This window comes from Brevibacterium sp. XM4083, assembly GCF_006489205.2.
Classification (GTDB): domain Bacteria; phylum Actinomycetota; class Actinomycetes; order Actinomycetales; family Brevibacteriaceae; genus Brevibacterium.
On record NZ_VFYR02000001.1, the window covers coordinates 1,244,586 to 1,261,330 of the forward strand.

Below are 16,745 nucleotides of genomic sequence, written 5' to 3' on the forward strand. Positions count from 1 at the left end.
ATGTGACCTGAGTCGCAAGAGACCCGCTGAGCTGGCAGGATGGAAGCATGAACAGTGCTTCGCCGGAACCCAGTGCCCAGTCTCCCGAACCCGACGATGAGAACCTCTGGCTCGAAGACATCGACGGCGATGACCAGCTCGCCTGGGTCCGCGACCAGAACGCTGCCACCCTCGACCACTTCCGCGACGGACTCTTCGACCAGATGTCCGACGAGATCCTCACGGCCCTCGACTCCGACGACCGGATCCCCATGGTCACCAAACGCGGCGACCACTACGTCAATTTCTGGCGCGATAAAGAGCATCCGAAGGGCGTCTGGCGCCGTACCACTTGGGACAGCTACCGCACCGCCGACCCCGAGTGGGATGTCCTCCTCGACGTCGACGAACTCGCCCGCACCGAAGGCATTCCGTGGGTCTGGGCGGGTGCCTCGGTGTTGCGCCCCGACCACACTCGGGCCCTCGTGTCGCTCTCGCCCGACGGCGGCGACGCCCACCGAGTGCGCGAATTCGACCTCGAGACGAAGACCTTCGTCGCCGACGGCTTCGACATTCCCGCCGCGAAGACCCGTTTCGCGTGGCTCGACGCCGACACGATCCTCGTGGCCACGGACACCGGACCCGGCTCACTGACCACCTCGTCCTACCCCCGCCAGGCACGTGTCCTCCGCCGCGGGCAGGCGATCGCCGAGGCACCCATCGTCGCTGAAGTGCCCCGCGACCACGTCGCGATCTTCGTCGGCAGCGACGTCGGCGCCCCGCAGCAGCGGACCCGCGACCGCGCCGTCGTCATCGACGCCATCGACTTCTTCAACTCGACGCTGAGCTTCCTCGACCTCGACGACATCCGGGCCGACGACGGCAGCCTGCCGACGACCGCCGCGACGTGGGAGGAGGCCTGGATCAGCGTCGACGTTCCGACCGACGTCTCCGTCGGCGTCGACGACGACTACGTGCTCTTCCGGCCGCAGACGGCCTGGGATGCCGGGAGCATCGTCGTGCCCGCCGGCGGGCTGGCCGCCGCCCCCACCGCCGAGGTCACGGCCGGCACGATCCGACCCCGTGTCATCTTCGCCCCCGATGGCCACACCGCCCTGCGGTCGTGGGCGAAGACGCGTGACTTCCTTGTCCTCGAACTCCTCCACGACGTCCAGTCCGAACTCCTCGTCCTCGACCCGGGCGATGACTTCTCGTCGACGCCGCTGCCGGGAGTGCCCGCGAACCACATGGTCAGCCTCAGCCCCGTCGACCCCGACGACGACGCGACGGCCAACGACTTCTGGCTCGTCAGCACCGGGTTCCTCACCCCGTCGACGCTGTCCTACGGCAGCCTCGACAGCGCCCGCACCGCGGCAGACGCCGACCGCGATGCGGCAGACGCCGACCGCGAGGACACCGCCGTCATCAAATCCTCGCCCGCGCTCTTCCCCGCAAACGGATTCAGCGTCGAACAGCACTTTGCGACGAGCGCCGACGGGACCCGGATCCCGTACTTCCAGATCGCCGAGGAGGGACTCACCCTCGACGGCGCCAACCCGACGCTCCTCGACGGCTACGGCGGATTCGAAGTCAGCCGCACCCCCGTCTATTCGCCGATCGTCGGCCTCGGCTGGCTGAGCCGGGAGACGACGGGCGACGCGTCGCTCCCAGCGGGCAGGAAGGGCGTCTACGTGCTTGCCAACATCCGCGGCGGCGGCGAGTACGGACCGGTTTGGCACACCTCGGCGATGCGCGAGAACCGGATGCGCGCCTACGAGGACTTCTCCGCCGTCGCCCGCGACCTCATCGACCGCGGCGTCACCCGCCCGGCGAACCTCGGCTGCGCCGGAGGATCGAACGGCGGCCTCCTCGTCGGGAACATGCTCACGCAGTACCCTGAGCTCTTCGGCGCCGTCTCCTGCGGCGTGCCGCTGCTCGACATGCGCCGCTACACGAAGCTGAGCGCCGGCTACTCGTGGAAGGCCGAATACGGTGACCCCGACGTGCCGGAGGACTGGGAGTTCATCCGCACATTCTCGCCGTACCACCTCCTCGCCGCCGACGCCGACTATCCGCCCGTCCTCTTCTGGACGGCCACCTCGGATGACCGGGTCGGCCCCGTCCAGGCGCGGAAGATGGCCGCCCGCATGCAGGCGATGGACATCCCCGACGTCTGGTTCTTCGAGGACACCGAGGGCGGGCATGCCGCGGCCTCGGACAACAAGCAGGCGGCGTTCGTCCGCGCGCTCAGCTACCGCTTCCTCTGGAGGTCCCTGACCGGACAGTGACCGAGTGAGCGAACTGGCCGCCTCACGTGGGGCGGCGTAGCGTGGGACCATGACGAATGAGACCCAGCAGTTCCACGCCGAATACAAGGTGATCGGCGGCAAGCTCGTCGTCGCCGACGTCGAGACCGACGGGCAGGTCATCACCGGTCTGCAGATCTCCGGCGACTTCTTCCTCGAACCCGAGGACGCCTACTTCGACCTCGCTCCCGCGCTCATCGGTGCCAGCGTCACCGCCGACAACGCACAGCTGCGCGACCGCCTCGACGCGGCCCTGGCTGCGTACGGGTCCGAACTCGCGATGCACGGGTTCTCCACCGCCGATGTCGCCACCGTCGTGCGCCGCGCTCTCGGCTCGGCCGCGAACTTCACTGACTTCGACTGGCAGCTCATCCGCGGCGACGTGCTGCCCACCCGAGTCAACGTCGCCCTCGACCAGGTCCTCCTCGAAGAGGTCTCCGCCGGCCGTCGGGCACCGACCCTGCGGTTCTGGGAATGGGACGACACCGCCACCGTCATCGGCGCCTTCCAGTCCTACGCCAACGAGATCCGGCCCGCAGGCGTCGAGAAGTACGCCGTCGAGGTCGCGCGGCGGATCTCCGGCGGCGGGGCGATGTTCATGGAAGGCGGCAACTGCATCACCTACTCGATGTTCGTTCCGCCCTCGCTCGTCGCCGGTCTCGACTACCAGGAGTCCTACGTCTTCCTCGACCAGTGGGTGCTCGCGGCCCTGCAGGGCCTCGGCGTCGACGCGTTCTACAAGCCGATCAACGACATCTCCTCGACGGCCGGGAAGATCGGCGGCGCCGCGCAGAAGCGCCTGCGCGACGGCACGCTGCTCCACCACGCGACGATGAGCTACGACATCGACGCCGACAAGATGGTCGAGATCCTGCGCATCGGCGAGGCGAAGATCTCGGACAAAGGCGTGGCGAGTGCGAAGAAGCGCGTCGACCCGCTGCGCAGTCAGACCGGGGAGTCCCGTGAGGCCATCATCGACACGATGGCCCGGACCTTCACCGACCGCTACGGCGCCGCCGAGGACACGTACACCGAGGCGGAGCTGGCCCGCGCGCGTGAGCTCGTCACCGAGAAGTTCGGCACCGAGGCGTGGACGCACCGGGTCCCGTGAGCATGCCCGGCACGATCGTCGCCCTCGGCGGGGGAGGGTTCTCGATGTCCGAGACCGGGGAGTCGGCGATCGACGACTGGCTGCTCGCGCGGGCCAGGGCGACCCGGCCCGGCGTTCTGCCTGCCGTCTGCTTCATCCCCACCGCGGCAGGTGACAGCCGTGACTACTGTGAGCGCTTCGAGGCGGCCTTCGCCGGCCGTGCGCAGACGCACGTGCTCTCGCTGTTCGGGCAGAGCCCGTGGGACTACACGGACCCGGAGATGCTGCTCGACATGGATCTCGTCTACGTCGGCGGGGGATCGACGGTCAACCTGCTCTCCCTGTGGCGCCGACACGGCGTCGACACCGTGCTGACCAGGGCCGCGGCCTCCGGCACGATCCTCGCCGGCATCAGTGCGGGCGCGAACTGCTGGTTCGAGGGCTCCTCGACGGACTCGTTCGGTCCGCTCGCTCCGCTGCGCGACGGCCTCGGGTTCCTCGCCGGCAGCGCCTGCCCCCACTTCCACGGAGAGGAGGGCCGCGCCGACTCCTTCCGCACGTGGATCGGCGAAGGTGCACTGCCGGGGCCGGGGTACGGCATCGACGACGGCACAGCGCTCGTCTTCGAGGACGGAACGCTCACCTCGGCGCTCACCGAGGAACCGGGCGCCGGTGCCCACCTCATCGACCGCGTCTCCGAGACGCCCGTGGCGACGACCCCGCTGGGCGGGCCGACATGAGCCGGCGGAAGCTCTCACCCGGTGAGCGCTGGGAGCGCAGCCAGCGGCGGGAGGCGATCGCCCTCATCGTCGTCTCGGGAATCTTCGTCCTCTTCGGTGGAATCCTCGCCCTGACCGGCGAAGTCGTCGCGATCCTCGTCATCCTCTTCTTCTCCGGCTGCCTGCTCGCCGGCATCATGCGCCTGCCCGGGGTGAGTGCCCGCACCGCTCTGCTGGCCTGCATTCTCAGCTGCTTCGGCTTCGCGGCCGCATGCGCCGGGATCCTCATCCTCGCCCTGACCGGAGTGCCGTTCGATTCCGCGTACCTCTCCCAGCGGACCCTCGCGCTCATCGCCGCGGTCGGCGTCGTGTTCTTCGGCGGGGGCGGCATCCTGCTGGCCGTCCTCGCGTGGCGGAACCGCTCCGGACCGAACGCACCGCCGACGGATCGCTGAGAGTCGTGACTCTGTAGGATTGGGGCGAACGTCGTCCTCAATCTCCAAGGAGCACCATGCGCCAGGTCGAACCGTCCGTTGAACTGCTCGCCAAGCCCAGCATCGATTGGGAGGCGATGAGGACCTACCTCGACGACGTCGGAGGCTCCTCATGGGCGGACCGGGTCGAGACCGCCGAGTCCCCGGACGCCGAGGATCTCCTCGAATTCTCCGGCCGCATGTGCTACCGCTCGTGGGAACCGGGACTCAACCCCAACGTCTCGCGCGTGCGCACGGATTCGGCCTCCTACCTCGGCAACGTCATCTCCTCCCAGCACGGCTCGGTGCTCGAGCACGCGAACTTCACGTTCGTCCTCCACAACGTCTCACGGGTGCTCACCCACGAGCTCATCCGCCACCGCGCCGGATCCGCGTTCTCGCAGGAGTCGCTGCGCTACGTCCGCCTCGCCGACATCCCGTTCTGGTTCCCCGACTGGGCGCGTGAGGATCCCGAGCTCATGGAGCGCTCCCTCCAGGTCCTCGACACCCTCGAGGAGCACCAGAAGTGGATGGCCGAGCACTTCGGCCTCGACGAGGAGGGCACGAAGTTCGCGCACAAGAAGCACATGACGTCGTTCATGCGCCGCTTCGCGCCCGAAGGCCTGGCCACCGGCATCGTCTACACCGCGAACCTCCGCTCCCTGCGCCACGTCATCGAGATGCGCACCGCGAAGGGCGCCGAGGAGGAGATCCGCCTCGTGTTCAACAAGATCGGCGAGATCATGCAGACCGAGGCTCCGGCGATCTTCTCCGACTACGAGATCGTCGACGGGGAGTGGATCCCCGGCACACGCAAGGCCTGACCACCGCACCGCCGGCCCCGCACCCTCGCGACCCACGAAAGGGCACACCATGGCTGACATCTTCGACGCCGAGCTCAGCCCCGGCAAACTCGAGGTCATCACGGAGTGGGTGGCCGCGCAGGACTGGGCGTCCGACCTCGACCTCGAGCGTGAGCCGCTGCAGAAGGTCACCGCCTATCGGTTCGACGACCCCGCCGGTGAGGTCGGGCTCGAGGTCCACATCGTCTCGAGCGGCGGTCGCACGTTCCAGGTGCCGCTGACGTACCGCGGTGAGCCCCTCGACGGTGCCGCCGATGCCCTCATCACGACGATGGAGCATTCGGTCCTCGGCACGCGCTGGGTCTATGCGGGCATGGGCGATCCCCTGTTCCGGCGCCGCCTTGACGCGACGATCGCCACCGCGGGCACCTCGGCGAAGCAGTACCTCGTCGACGACGCGGGCGAGCGTGTCGAGGAGATCACCGATGTCGCCCACGTCCACGGCACGGGCCCGCTGGCCGGTGCCGGCGACGTCGAACTCATCACCGAGCTCACACTCGACTCGCCGCTCGAGGGCACCGAATCCGGTCTCCTGCTCGGACGCTGGCCCGGTCAGGACCATTCGGTCGTGCTCGCCGTCATGGAGTGAGCTCGGCCGGTTGGCGTGAGCCGCTGGTCAGCGGCCGAGCCCGAGGTCGATGAGCGTCATCCCAGCCGTCGCCGCGCCGGCGTCATCCATATCGAGCATCGCCTGCGGTGCCTGGTCGAGACCGATCGTCGTGGTGACGAGATCCTGCGGCCGCAGATCGCCGGAGGCGACGAGGGCGACGAGCTCGGGGTAGCCGGCGGCGGCCATGCCGTGGGAGCCGAGGATGCTCAGCTCGAGCGCGATGACGCGGGGCACGTCGATGACGGGCTCGCCGTCGAGCAGCCCGATCTGCACATGCCTGCCCAATGGGCCGAGGGAGGCGATCGCCGAGGTGATCGTGTCCTGCCGTCCCAGGGCATCGACGGTCACGGCGACGCCGCCCGGACGGTCGGCTGCCGGCTCGACGGCCCCGGCGGCCCGGATGACAGCCTCGGCGAGTTCCCCGGGTCCCAGTCCGCGTGCGCTGACCGTTCGGCTCGCTCCGAGGTCCCGGGCCCGGTCGAGGGCGGCATCGCTGATGTCGACCGCGATGACCTGTGCCCCGATCGCGCGGGCGATCATGATCGTCGAGAGACCCACCCCGCCGCAGCCGAACACGGCCACGGTCTCACCGGCCTGCAGCTCGGCGCGGACCCGCAGTCCGTGGAAGGCGGTGGCGAAGCGGCACCCGAGCCCGACGAGTGCGGAGTCCGGCAGCTCCTCGGGCACGGCGACGAGATTGGCGTCGGCGTGATGGATGACGACCTGATCAGCCCATGACCCGAAGTGCGTGAAGCCCGGCTGCGTCTGGTTCGGGCACACGTGGGCGTTGCCGGAGCGGCACCACCGGCACGTCCCGCACCCGCACACGAAGGGCACCGTCACCCGCTCACCGACGTGGAATCCCTCGACCGCCGGCCCCGCCGAGGCGATCCGCCCGACGAGCTCATGCCCGGGCACGTGCGGCAGACTCACCGTCTCATCGTGTCCTGACCAGGCATGATGATCGCTGCGGCAGACGCCTGTGGCGTCGACGTCGATGACGACGCCATGGTCGGGAGCCGTCGGGGCAGGGATGTCGGCAAGCTGCGGCGGTGTGGAGAAGCGGTCGTAGACGATGGCGCGCATGCCGCCGATGATAGCCCTCGGGGCAAAGCCGCGTCAGTGGCGTCCGGCCCCAGACGATGACCGTCGGCCCCAGGCCATGGGGTCCGGCCTCAGCTGATGCCGGCGGCGGCCAGTGCGTCGAGGAGGCGCCGGCGCAGCGCCTGCGCACGGTGACTGAAGGCCTGCTGGCGCTCCATGTACTCCGCCTTGCCTGCCGCGGTCTCGATCGCGACGACTCCGTAGCCCCAGCCGCGCAGATCGTAGGGGGAGGCCTCCATGTCGAGCGTGCGGATGTCGAGGGCGAGATCGAAGCAGTCGAGGACGAGCGGCGACGGGGCGATCGGCCCGATCTTCATCGCCCACTTGTAGAGGTCCATGCCCGCATGGAGGCAACCCGGCTGTTCGTTGCCGACCATGCCCTCACGTGTCGGCTGGAGCGTGTTGCGCGGCCTGGCAGCGGCGGTGAAGAAGCGGAACGCATCGTGGTGGGAGCACTGGATGCGGTGGCGTTCGACGACGGCGTCGGTCTCCGCGGAGCTCAGCCGCAGCGGCACCTGCTGATGGCGGCGTTCGTCCTCGCTCATCCGATAGACCATCGCCCATTCGTGGAGGCCGAAGCACCCGAGGTTCGCTTCGCGATCGAGGGTGGCGGACAGAAGCGCGGCGATGAACCGAGCCCCCTCGCCGCGGTCGGCTCTCCAGGACTCGAGGTCCACCTCGGCGACGGTGCCGTCCGTGCGATACCACCGACGGTCGACGTACTCGCGGTCGCCTGAGGTCTCGAGCTCGAGGAGGACCCCGGCTCCGGGATTCCACTTCGCGAGCTGACCGGCCTTGAACGGGTAGTACGTGAAGAGGAAGTCCTCGACGGGGTGCTTCTCCCCGGCCATCCGGCGGGCGACGTGCGCATCGGTGCGGGCGGCGACCTGCGCTTCGTGCTCCTCGCGCAACGTCCGCCACGCGGGAGCCGACAACCGCGAACCGGGCCCGGCGACAGCGTCAGCTGCGGGGGCCGGCGGTGCGGAGGGGAGAGTCTGAGTCACTGTTCCATTGTCCCAGACCGCTTCGTTCCGCGCATCGCGGGAGCGCTGAGCGGATCCTCGGGCCACGGGTGCTTGGGATAGCGGCCGCGGTTCTCCGCCCGCACGTGCGGGTACGCGCCCTCCCAGAACGATGCGAGGTCACTCGTCACCGCCAGCGGCCGGCGTGCGGGGGAGAGGAGGTGGAGGACGACGGGCACCCGACCGTCGGCGATCCGCGGGACCTCGGTCCACCCGAAGACCTCTTGGAGTTTGACGGCGAGGACCGGCCCATGCGGGGAGTCGTCGTCGCCGACGTCGTCCGGATCGGGGTAGTCGAGGCGCACCCGCGATCCGCTCGGCACCTCGATCGTCTCCGGGGCGAGTTCGTCGAGACGGGCCGCCTCCGGCCAGGGCAGGAGCGTGCGCAGCGCACCGACGAGGTCGACGGCGCCCGGGTCCGCGCCGCGGGCCATATGATCGAGCGCCGCCGGACACCAGTCGGGCAGAGTGTGAGTGAGATGCGACCACCGCACGTCCGGCCACGGCTGTCCGATGACGTGGCGGAGCAGCCCGAGCCGTGCCCGCAGCTGGTCGAAGGCGGGACTCGGCCGCAGCACCTCCCGCGCACCCTTGTCCTCGATCGAGCGGGCGATCGCCTCCCGCGCGAGCTCCGGGCTCGCCGTGATCGGCGTCGACGTCAGTGCGATCCCGCCGAGGCGGGTCTGCCGGACCGCACGCACCTTGCCTCCCGTGAACGTCGCCGACTCCTCCGTGGCGAGCAGTCCCGCCCCGGCGAGTTCGGCCGTGTCCGCGTCGATGGGGACGGCCGAGCGGATCGTCGGCCGCCCGCCTGACAGACCCACCTCGGCGATCGCCAGCCACGGGCTGCCCATGAGCGGAGAGTTCCTCGGCAGCGCGGCTGCCGTGCCCGAGGCGAGCAGATACTCGGCATCGGCACCGTTGCGCGCTCGGGCGATCTGGTGGGGGAAGGCGAGGGCGACGACGAGCCCGAGGTCCTCCGGTCGCAGGCGCTCACCCGCCGTGCCGCCGCCGCTGTACTCGCCGACGATGCGGGTGAACCGGTCGACGTCCTGGGTGAAGCGCCGGTCGCGGGAGGCACGGAGGTCGCGCAGCACCGCGGTGAGGTCGGCGCCGGGGGAGCGGCGGTCGGATTCGACTGAGGCGACCGCCTCGGCGGCGGCCCGGGCCCCGAGCATCGCCGCCCCGTCGAGGAGTCCGCGTGCCGCCCACACGGACGCCGGCACCCGGGCGATCGCCCGCCCGAGGTCGGTGACGTGCAGGTCGGCGCGCCGCGCCTCCGGGGGCGTCCTATCACTGGTGTCGACCTCGACGGCACCGAGGCCGACGAGGTTGTCCACGGCCAGGGCCCACGCGTGCTGCGGCATCGGGTCGGGCAGCAGCTCGGTGTCACCGCCCCAGGAAGCGAGGTCGAGGACCGCCGAGGTGAGGTCGGCGGTCGCGATCTCCGGCGGGGTGTGCTCAGGCAGGGAGGCCCAGTCGGCCTCGGACAGGCACCGGTAGACGACGCCGGGGCCGAGGCGGGCGGCGCGACCCGAGCGCTGGACACCGGAAGCCTTCGATTCCCGGGTCGTCACGAGCCCCGACATCCGCCGCTTGGTATCGAGGCGGGGACCACGGGCGAGCCCCGAATCAACGACGATGCTCACGCCGGGCACCGTGAGCGCAGATTCCGCCACCGAGGTGGTGACGATGACCCGGCGCTCACTGTCGTCGGGGCTCCGGGGCCGGAGGATCGCGTCCTGGTCGGCCGACGAGGTGCGGCCGGTGAGCGTGTGGACGCTCACGGCAGGCATCCCGGAACCGAGGGACGCCGCGGATCCGGACAGCTGCCCGCGGATCCGGTCGGCCACCTCGTCGACCTCGCGAGCTCCAGGGGCGAAGACGAGGACGTCGCCGCCTGCTGACTCCTCGAGGGCACGGACAGTCGTGCGGGCGAGGTGGTCGAGGAAGGCCCGGCTCACCCCACGGGCGTCGAGGGGGCGTTCGGGAGCCGGTGCCCACCGGACGTCGAGCGGATGCGTCTGCGCGGCGACGGAGAGGACCGGTGCCGGGTCGGTCGGGGCACCCACACGACTCGCCCAATCGCGGGCATCGAGGGTCGCGGACATGACGACGAGGCTGAGGTCGTCACGGAGCTCGACGAGTTCCCTGCTCATGGCGAAGACGAGGTCGGTGTCGAGGTGGCGTTCGTGGACTTCGTCGAGGATGATCGCGGCGACGCCTGGCAGCTCCGGATCGCCGAGCATCCGCCGCAGCAGCACTCCCGTGGTGACGAACTCGATCCGGGTGCGTGCCGAGACCGTGGACTCCCCGCGCACCGTGAAGCCGATGTCCTCGCCGAGGCGGGTCCCCGTCAGGTGCGCGAGCCGCCTCGCCGCAGCGCGGGCCGCCATCCGTCGCGGCTGGGTGACGACGATGCGGCCGGAGTCGGGTCCGGCGGTGGTGCGCAGATGCTCGGCGATGAGCGGGGGCACGAGGGTCGTCTTGCCGGTGCCGGGCGGGGCTTCGACGACGAGGCGCGGGAAGGGGTCGGCCACCTCGGCGGGAAGACGATCGATGAGCTCAGCCGCCGGGAGGTCGGCGCCGATCGTCGTCAGGTCGAAGGAGTCCATGCCCCCAGTCTCTCAGGGTGCAGTGCCCAGCCGCGCGAGGGCTGAGAGGACACGGTCACGGACGCGCCCGACCGGTCCACCGGCCAACGCCACTCCCGAGGCGACGCTCGCGCCCGAGTGGATGACCTGCGGAGTCACCACGCGGCGGCGAGAGTAGCGTGCGAGCGCCGACGCCGGTTCGTCGGCGTTGAGGAGTTCGGCGAGGGTGACGGCATCGCAGATCGACTCGCACGCCCCACGGCCGAGGTTCGGCTGCATCGCGTGGGCGGAGTCGCCGATGAGCACGGTCCGGCCACGGACGAAGGACCGCAGGGGACGAGACACGTGGATGCCGCTGATCACGGTCTGCCCGGTCCTTGCGGCCTCGACGACCGCGGTGACCGGGGAGGGGAAGACCCGCGCCGCCCTGCGGAGATGGTCGAGCCCTGCCGCCGTGGTCGCAAACCGGCGTTCGGGGAAGGCGGTGAACCAGTTGGTCCGGTTCCCCGGCAGCGGGGTGATGCCGAAGAGCATCCGATCGCCCCAGTACTCGGTGACGGCGCCGGCGGAGAGGTCGGCGTCGATGACTCCGCGGATGACCGTGAGCGGAGGGCGTCGAGGCGCGGTTCGGCCTCCCCAGGCTCCGGATCGGACCGCGCTGCGGGCACCGTCGGCGCCGACGAGGACATCGGCCGCAAGCGTCGTCGGGTCGGCTACCTCCCCGGTGAGCAGGGGTGTCGAGGCCGGTCGGGCGGCGGTGAGGAGGGAGTGGAGCTGTGCGCGGCCGATCATCAGCGCGCCGAGGCGGGGCGGCCGGGCGAGGAGGCGACCGTCGGAGCTGCGGATCGTCGCCTCGTCGACGCGGACGCCCGACTTTTCGACCGCAGTGCTCAGGCCTGCCCGGCGCAGGGCGGTCATGGCGGAGGGAAAGAGGGCGAACGCCGTGTCCAGGGCTCTCGCCTGGGGATCGCGTTCGTGGACGGTCACCGTCCACTCGGGCCGGTCGAGCGCGGCGGCCAGGGTCGCCCCGGCGATTCCGCTGCCGATGATCCGCACGCTCGTCATGCCGTCACGATACCGCGACCCGAGCGAAGCGAACTCGGCGTCTAGACTGGGCATCATGCGTATTGCGAGATTTGTGCACAAGGACGAACCCGCCTACGGAGTCGTCGAAGGTGAGGTTCCGCCGATCGAGAACGGGCAGTGGGACACCTCGGGTCTCAGCCTCGCCGTCCTCGACTCCGACCCCTTCTTCGCTCCCGCGCAGTCGACGGGGGAGCGGCTGAAGTTCGACGACGTGCGCCTCCTCTCGCCGATCCTGCCGCGATCGAAGGTCATCGGCGTCGGCCGGAACTTCGCCGACCACGCCGCCGAACTCGGCAACGAGGTGCCGGTGACCCCGGTGACGTTCTTCAAGCCGAACACCTCGGTCATCGGACCCGGCGACCCCATCCGCCTGCCCGCGATCAGTGAGTACGTCTCCTACGAGGCCGAGCTCGCCGTCATCATCGGACGCGTGTCGAAGGGCGTGAAGGCGGAGAACGCACTCGACCACGTCCTCGGGTACACCTCGGCGAACGATGTCACCCTGCGCGACCTGCAGAAGTCGGACACGCAGTGGACCCGGGCCAAGGGCTTCGACACCTCGTGCCCGCTGGGCCCGTGGATCGAGACCGACCTCGACGTCGACGACCTGAGCATCCGTTCGTGGGTCAATGGTGACCTCAAGCAGGACGGGACGACCGCGGACTTCATCTTCGACATCCCGACGATCATCGAGCACCTCTCCGAGACGATCACGCTGCTGCCCGGCGACGTCATCCTCACCGGCACGCCCGCCGGGGTCGGTCGGATCGTCGCCGGCGACCGCGTCGACATCGCCATCGACGGTCTCGGAGTGCTCTCCAACCCCGTCATGGACGCCTGAGCCGAACCTGCTCGCCCCTGCACGAAAACTACACAAACCACCACTCCTTGGAGCCGATCACCACATGACCGTCAAAGTCCGCTTCTGTCCCTCGCCCACCGGCACGCCGCACGTCGGCATGGTCCGCACTGCCCTGTTCAACTGGGCCTACGCCAAGCACACCGGCGGCACCTTCGTCTTCCGCATCGAGGACACCGACGCCGCCCGCGACTCCGAGGAGAGCTTCTCCCAGGTCGTCGAGGCGATGAAGTGGCTCGGGCTCGACTGGGACGAGGGCATCGAGGTCGGCGGACCCGACGGCCCCTACCGGCAGTCAGAGCGCGGTGACATCTACGCAGGCGTCATCGAGAAGCTCAAGGACGCCGGACACATCTACGAGTCCTATTCGACGAACGAAGAGGTCGAAGCCCGCCACACCGCCGCCGGCCGCGACCCCAAGCTCGGCTACGACGGCTTCGACCGCGACCTCACCGACGAGCAGATCGCCGCGTTCCGGGCCGATGGCCGTGAGCCCGTGTGGCGGGTGCGCATGCCCGATGCCGACATCACCTTCACCGACCTCGTCCGCGGCGAGATCACCTTCAAGGCCGGCACGATCCCCGACTTCGTCGTCGTCCGCGCGAACGGCCAGCCGCTCTATACGCTGGTCAACCCCGTCGACGATGCGCTCATGGGCATCACCCATGTGCTCCGCGGCGAGGACCTCCTCTCCTCGACCCCGCGTCAGATCGTCCTCTACGAAGCCCTCAAAGACATCGGCATCGCGGAGGCGACCCCCGAGTTCGGTCACCTGCCCTACGTCATGGGCCAGGGGAACAAGAAGCTGTCCAAGCGCGACCCCGAGTCGAACCTCTTCCTCCACCGTGAGCACGGGTTCATCCCCGAAGGGCTCATCAACTACCTCGGTCTGCTCGGCTGGTCGATCGGTCCCGACCGTGACGTGTTCACCGTCGACGAGTTCACCCAGGCCTTCGACATCCACGACGTCCTGCCCAACCCGGCGCGCTTCGACATCAAGAAGGCGACGGCGATCAACGCCGACCACATCCGAATGCTCGCCCCGGACGACTTCCGTGACCGCCTCATCCCCTACCTCCAGGCCGCCGAGGTGCTCCCGGCCGAACCGACGGATGCTCAGCTGGCGATCCTCGACCAGGCGGCACCGCTCGTCCAGACCCGGATGAACCTCCTCGGCGAGGCGCCCGACCTCCTCGCCTTCCTCTTCACCCCCGATGTCGAGCTGACGATGTCCGAGGACGGGCTCAAGACCCTCAAGGACTCCGCCCCCGAGGTGCTCGCCGCCTCGATCGAGGTCCTCGAGGGACTCGAGGACTGGAGGACGGAGAGGCTCCAGGCCGTGCTCGAGGAGAAGCTGGTGAACGAGATGGAGATCAAGCCGCGCCTGGCCTACGGCCCGCTGCGCGTCGCCGTCTCCGGGCGCCGCGTCTCCCCGCCGCTGTTCGAGTCACTCGAGATCCTCGGCAAGGAGTCCTCGCTCACCCGTCTGCGCGCGCTGGCGGCGCAGCTGTGAACGTCCACCCATGGCAGCGCGGGGTCCTTCATCTCCGTGACGTGACCGTCGAGGTCCCGCTCGACCATTTCGGTCGGCTCGACGCGGACTCGGCGGCCTCTGCGAGGATCGAGGTCTTCGCCCGGATCGTCGCCGATGAGGCCGAGAGCTCCAAGCCCTACCTCGTCTTCCTCCAGGGCGGACCCGGATTCGAGGCGCCTCGCCCGACGACTCCGGTGGGGCAGGGCTCGTGGCTGGCCCGGGCGCTCGAGGACTTCCAGGTGGTCATGCTCGACCAGCGGGGGACCGGAAAGTCGAGTCCGATCGGCTCGGTCGAGGGCCGGATCACCGGTCTCGACATCGCCGGCGACGATCCCGAGGCCATCGCCGAGGTGCTCGCGTGCTACCGGGCGGACTCGATCGTCGAGGACGCCGAGGCGCTGCGCCGTGAGCTCGGCGTCGACCGCTGGTCGGTGCTCGGGCAGTCCTTCGGCGGTTTCACCGCTCTGCGCTACGTCTCCGCGCACTCGGAGTCGCTCACCGAGGCCTACTTCACCGGCGGGCTGCTCGCGATCGGGGTCGATCCCGTCGACGTCTATCGGGCGACGTGGGCGCAGATGATGCGCAAGTCCGAGCAGCACTACCGGAACTTCCCCGGCGATCGCGACCGGATGGCCGCGCTCATGGACCTCGCCGGAGCCGACGGCGGCATCGCGCTGCCCGGCGGGGCACGGGCGACGACCGAGCGGGTGCGCCTCCTCGGCCACCACCTCGGCGCCTCCGACGGACCTGAGGCCCTCCACTACCTCCTCGATCTCGATCCGGGCTCCTCCGGCCTGCGCCATGATCTCGCAGGTGCCCTGCCGTTCTCGGGACGCAACCCGCTGTACGCGGTCGTCCACGAATCGTGCTGGGCCGACGGGACCGTGACGAACTGGGCGGCGAGGCGGGCGATGCCTGCGGAGGTCCGTGACGATCCCACCCTGCTCGCCGGTGAGCATGCCGGCCCTGAGTCCTTCGCCGAGGATCCCGAGCTCGCACCGTTCGCCGAGGTGGCCGAGGTCGTCGCCGCCTATGAGTGGCCGAAGCTCTACGACGTCGATGCGCTGCGGGCCTCGACCGTGCGCGGGGCCGCTGCCGTGTACTTCGAGGACGCCTACGTCCCTGCCGAGTACTCTCTGGCCACGGCCGAGCTCATGGACGGCGTGCGCCCGTGGGTGACGAACGAGTACGAGCACAACGGCCTGCGCGCCGACGGCTACCGGGTCCTCGACCGACTCATCACGCTCGCGAGGGCGTGAGGGACGCGGTCCTCCCTCTCCGCCTCGGCGGTGTTAAGAAGGTCACACGGTTTGGATTTGGCGGCGGGGGAGGGGCCTGTGTAAAGTTATATCTCGTTGCTGAGGGGAATTCCTCCAGGGAAGTCCCGCATAGCAGTGGGGTATGGTGTAATTGGCAGCACGAGTGATTCTGGTTCACTTAGTCTAGGTTCAAGTCCTGGTACCCCAGCGGACAGCTTCAGAGCGATCTGAGGATCTGTTCATCGGCCCCCGTCGTCTAGTGGCCTAGGACGCCGCCCTCTCAAGGCGGTAACGGCAGTTCGAATCTGCTCGGGGGTACGGTTGAGCCCCGCACCGATCCATCGGTGCGGGGCTCACTCTATTCAACCTCACCGACCGGATGAGTCGGCGATGCGCTTCGTGTGCTCGGCGGTCTTGACGCTGGCGACGATGAGCTCGAGGACGAGACGGACGAAGATCACCCACAGGGCCGGCCCGATCCAGCCGAAGATGATCGTGAGGACGAGCGGCCACGCATTGAACGAGGGCTCAGGGTTGAACATCGTCGGGGTGTTCGCCGCGGCTCCGATCGCGATCGCCGAGAGGATCGCTCCCAACCACCACAGTCCTGCGACGATGATGGCGAGCAGGTAGATGATCCCGGCCCAGCGCACGGCGACGAAGTTCTCGAAGCGGAAGTCGAAGAGCGACTTGAGGAATCCCGGCTCCGAGGGCTGACCGGGCTGACCGTAGCCGGCCTCGTGACCGTAGGGCGCGGCCTGACCGTAGTGCTGATGCTGACCGTGCGTCCCCGCCTGACCGTAGGGGCCGGGTGCTCCGTATCCGCCGGACTGGCCGTAGCTGGCCGACTGACCGTAGCCGCCGGACTGTGCGTAGCCGTCCGACTGGCCGTAGCCGCTGGATTGTGCGTAGCCGTCGTACGGGCTGCCGTCGTACGGGCTGCCGGCCTGCGGCTGACTGCCGTACTGCTGCGGCGGCTGACTGCCGGTCGGCAGTACCGATTCGTTCGATGAGGCGGCCGCCGGATCGTGGCTGCGGTCAGGCCCGCCCTGCGACGACGGCGAATCGCCCCGCGACGAGAGCGAATCGCCCTGCTGCTGCCGCGAATCGCCCGGTTGGGAGGACGGGGTGTCGGGGCGGTTGGGGTCCTGGTTCGGGTCCTGCGGGGACGTCGTCATAGTCGACCTCTCTCTCGGCGGTGCTGATTGCCAGATGGACGATGTGACGCCGCCCACCTGCGTCTTCGC

Annotated in this window: 14 protein-coding genes and 2 tRNA genes; 11 read left to right on the plus strand and 5 right to left on the minus strand. The window is 69.6% G+C overall.

From position 1 onward, the window contains the following. The first annotated feature begins 47 nt into the window (after positions 1–47). The 6 genes from FJ887_RS05525 to FJ887_RS05550 are packed head-to-tail and all read left to right on the plus strand — an operon-like array spanning position 48 to position 6,019. Positions 48–2,267, plus strand: a complete 2,220-nt coding sequence (locus FJ887_RS05525; protein WP_137826287.1) for a prolyl oligopeptidase family serine peptidase — start codon at positions 48–50, stop codon at positions 2,265–2,267. Positions 2,268–2,316: 49 nt separating this feature from the next. Next, a complete protein-coding gene (gene lplB, locus FJ887_RS05530) occupies positions 2,317–3,396 on the plus strand; it encodes a lipoate-protein ligase small subunit (protein WP_137826286.1) in 1,080 nt (359 codons plus the stop codon). 2 nt (positions 3,397–3,398) lie between these two features. Then, the gene (locus FJ887_RS05535) at positions 3,399–4,115 is read left to right on the plus strand and encodes a Type 1 glutamine amidotransferase-like domain-containing protein (RefSeq protein WP_137826304.1); all 717 of its coding nucleotides are present in this window, start codon (positions 3,399–3,401) and stop codon (positions 4,113–4,115) included. After that, on the plus strand, positions 4,112–4,549 hold the full coding sequence (locus FJ887_RS05540; RefSeq protein WP_137826285.1) for a hypothetical protein: 438 nt from the start codon (positions 4,112–4,114) through the stop codon (positions 4,547–4,549). The genes FJ887_RS05535 and FJ887_RS05540 overlap by 4 nt, the downstream gene beginning before the upstream one ends. 56 nt (positions 4,550–4,605) lie before the next feature. Continuing rightward, positions 4,606–5,391, plus strand: a complete 786-nt coding sequence (gene thyX, locus FJ887_RS05545) for an FAD-dependent thymidylate synthase (RefSeq protein ID WP_137826284.1) — start codon at positions 4,606–4,608, stop codon at positions 5,389–5,391. A 49-nt stretch (positions 5,392–5,440) separates the two neighbouring features. After that, complete coding sequence (locus FJ887_RS05550) at positions 5,441–6,019, plus strand: maltokinase N-terminal cap-like domain-containing protein (RefSeq protein WP_063249067.1); 579 nt, start codon at positions 5,441–5,443, stop codon at positions 6,017–6,019. A gap of 27 nt (positions 6,020–6,046) precedes the next feature. Here the strand turns inward: FJ887_RS05550 and FJ887_RS05555 are convergent, their stop codons facing one another. From FJ887_RS05555 to FJ887_RS05570, 4 genes are all read right to left on the minus strand, one after another. After that, on the minus strand, positions 6,047–7,126 hold the full coding sequence (locus tag FJ887_RS05555; protein ID WP_063249066.1) for an alcohol dehydrogenase catalytic domain-containing protein: 1,080 nt from the start codon (positions 7,124–7,126) through the stop codon (positions 6,047–6,049). A gap of 89 nt (positions 7,127–7,215) precedes the next feature. Beyond that, entirely contained in the window at positions 7,216–8,055 is an 840-nt protein-coding gene (locus FJ887_RS05560; RefSeq protein ID WP_137826303.1) for a 3-methyladenine DNA glycosylase, read from the minus strand. Between the two features lie 89 nt (positions 8,056–8,144). Next, on the minus strand, positions 8,145–10,781 hold the full coding sequence (gene hrpB / locus FJ887_RS05565; protein ID WP_137826283.1) for an ATP-dependent helicase HrpB: 2,637 nt from the start codon (positions 10,779–10,781) through the stop codon (positions 8,145–8,147). Positions 10,782–10,793: 12 nt separating this feature from the next. Continuing rightward, positions 10,794–11,825 (minus strand): FAD-dependent monooxygenase, encoded by a 1,032-nt coding sequence (locus tag FJ887_RS05570; protein WP_171007083.1) that lies wholly within the window; start codon positions 11,823–11,825, stop codon positions 10,794–10,796. A 55-nt stretch (positions 11,826–11,880) separates the two neighbouring features. Between FJ887_RS05570 and FJ887_RS05575 the strand changes: the two genes are divergently transcribed. The 5 genes from FJ887_RS05575 to FJ887_RS05595 all read left to right on the plus strand — a co-directional run bounded on the left by FJ887_RS05575 (position 11,881) and on the right by FJ887_RS05595 (position 15,816). Further along, positions 11,881–12,687: a fumarylacetoacetate hydrolase family protein gene (locus FJ887_RS05575; RefSeq protein ID WP_063249152.1), complete on the plus strand. Its 807-nt coding sequence runs from the start codon at positions 11,881–11,883 to the stop codon at positions 12,685–12,687. 64 nt (positions 12,688–12,751) lie between these two features. Next, the gene (gltX, locus tag FJ887_RS05580) at positions 12,752–14,218 is read left to right on the plus strand and encodes a glutamate--tRNA ligase (protein WP_140954592.1); all 1,467 of its coding nucleotides are present in this window, start codon (positions 12,752–12,754) and stop codon (positions 14,216–14,218) included. Positions 14,219–14,259: 41 nt separating this feature from the next. Next, on the plus strand, positions 14,260–15,498 hold the full coding sequence (locus tag FJ887_RS05585) for an alpha/beta fold hydrolase (protein ID WP_137826281.1): 1,239 nt from the start codon (positions 14,260–14,262) through the stop codon (positions 15,496–15,498). 136 nt (positions 15,499–15,634) lie between these two features. Beyond that, a tRNA-Gln gene (locus FJ887_RS05590) sits at positions 15,635–15,706 on the plus strand. Between the two features lie 37 nt (positions 15,707–15,743). Further along, positions 15,744–15,816, plus strand: a tRNA-Glu gene (locus FJ887_RS05595). 50 nt (positions 15,817–15,866) lie between these two features. Here the strand turns inward: FJ887_RS05595 and FJ887_RS05600 are convergent. Further along, positions 15,867–16,676: a DUF4282 domain-containing protein gene (locus FJ887_RS05600; RefSeq protein ID WP_063249061.1), complete on the minus strand. Its 810-nt coding sequence runs from the start codon at positions 16,674–16,676 to the stop codon at positions 15,867–15,869. Positions 16,677–16,745: the final 69 nt, after the last annotated feature.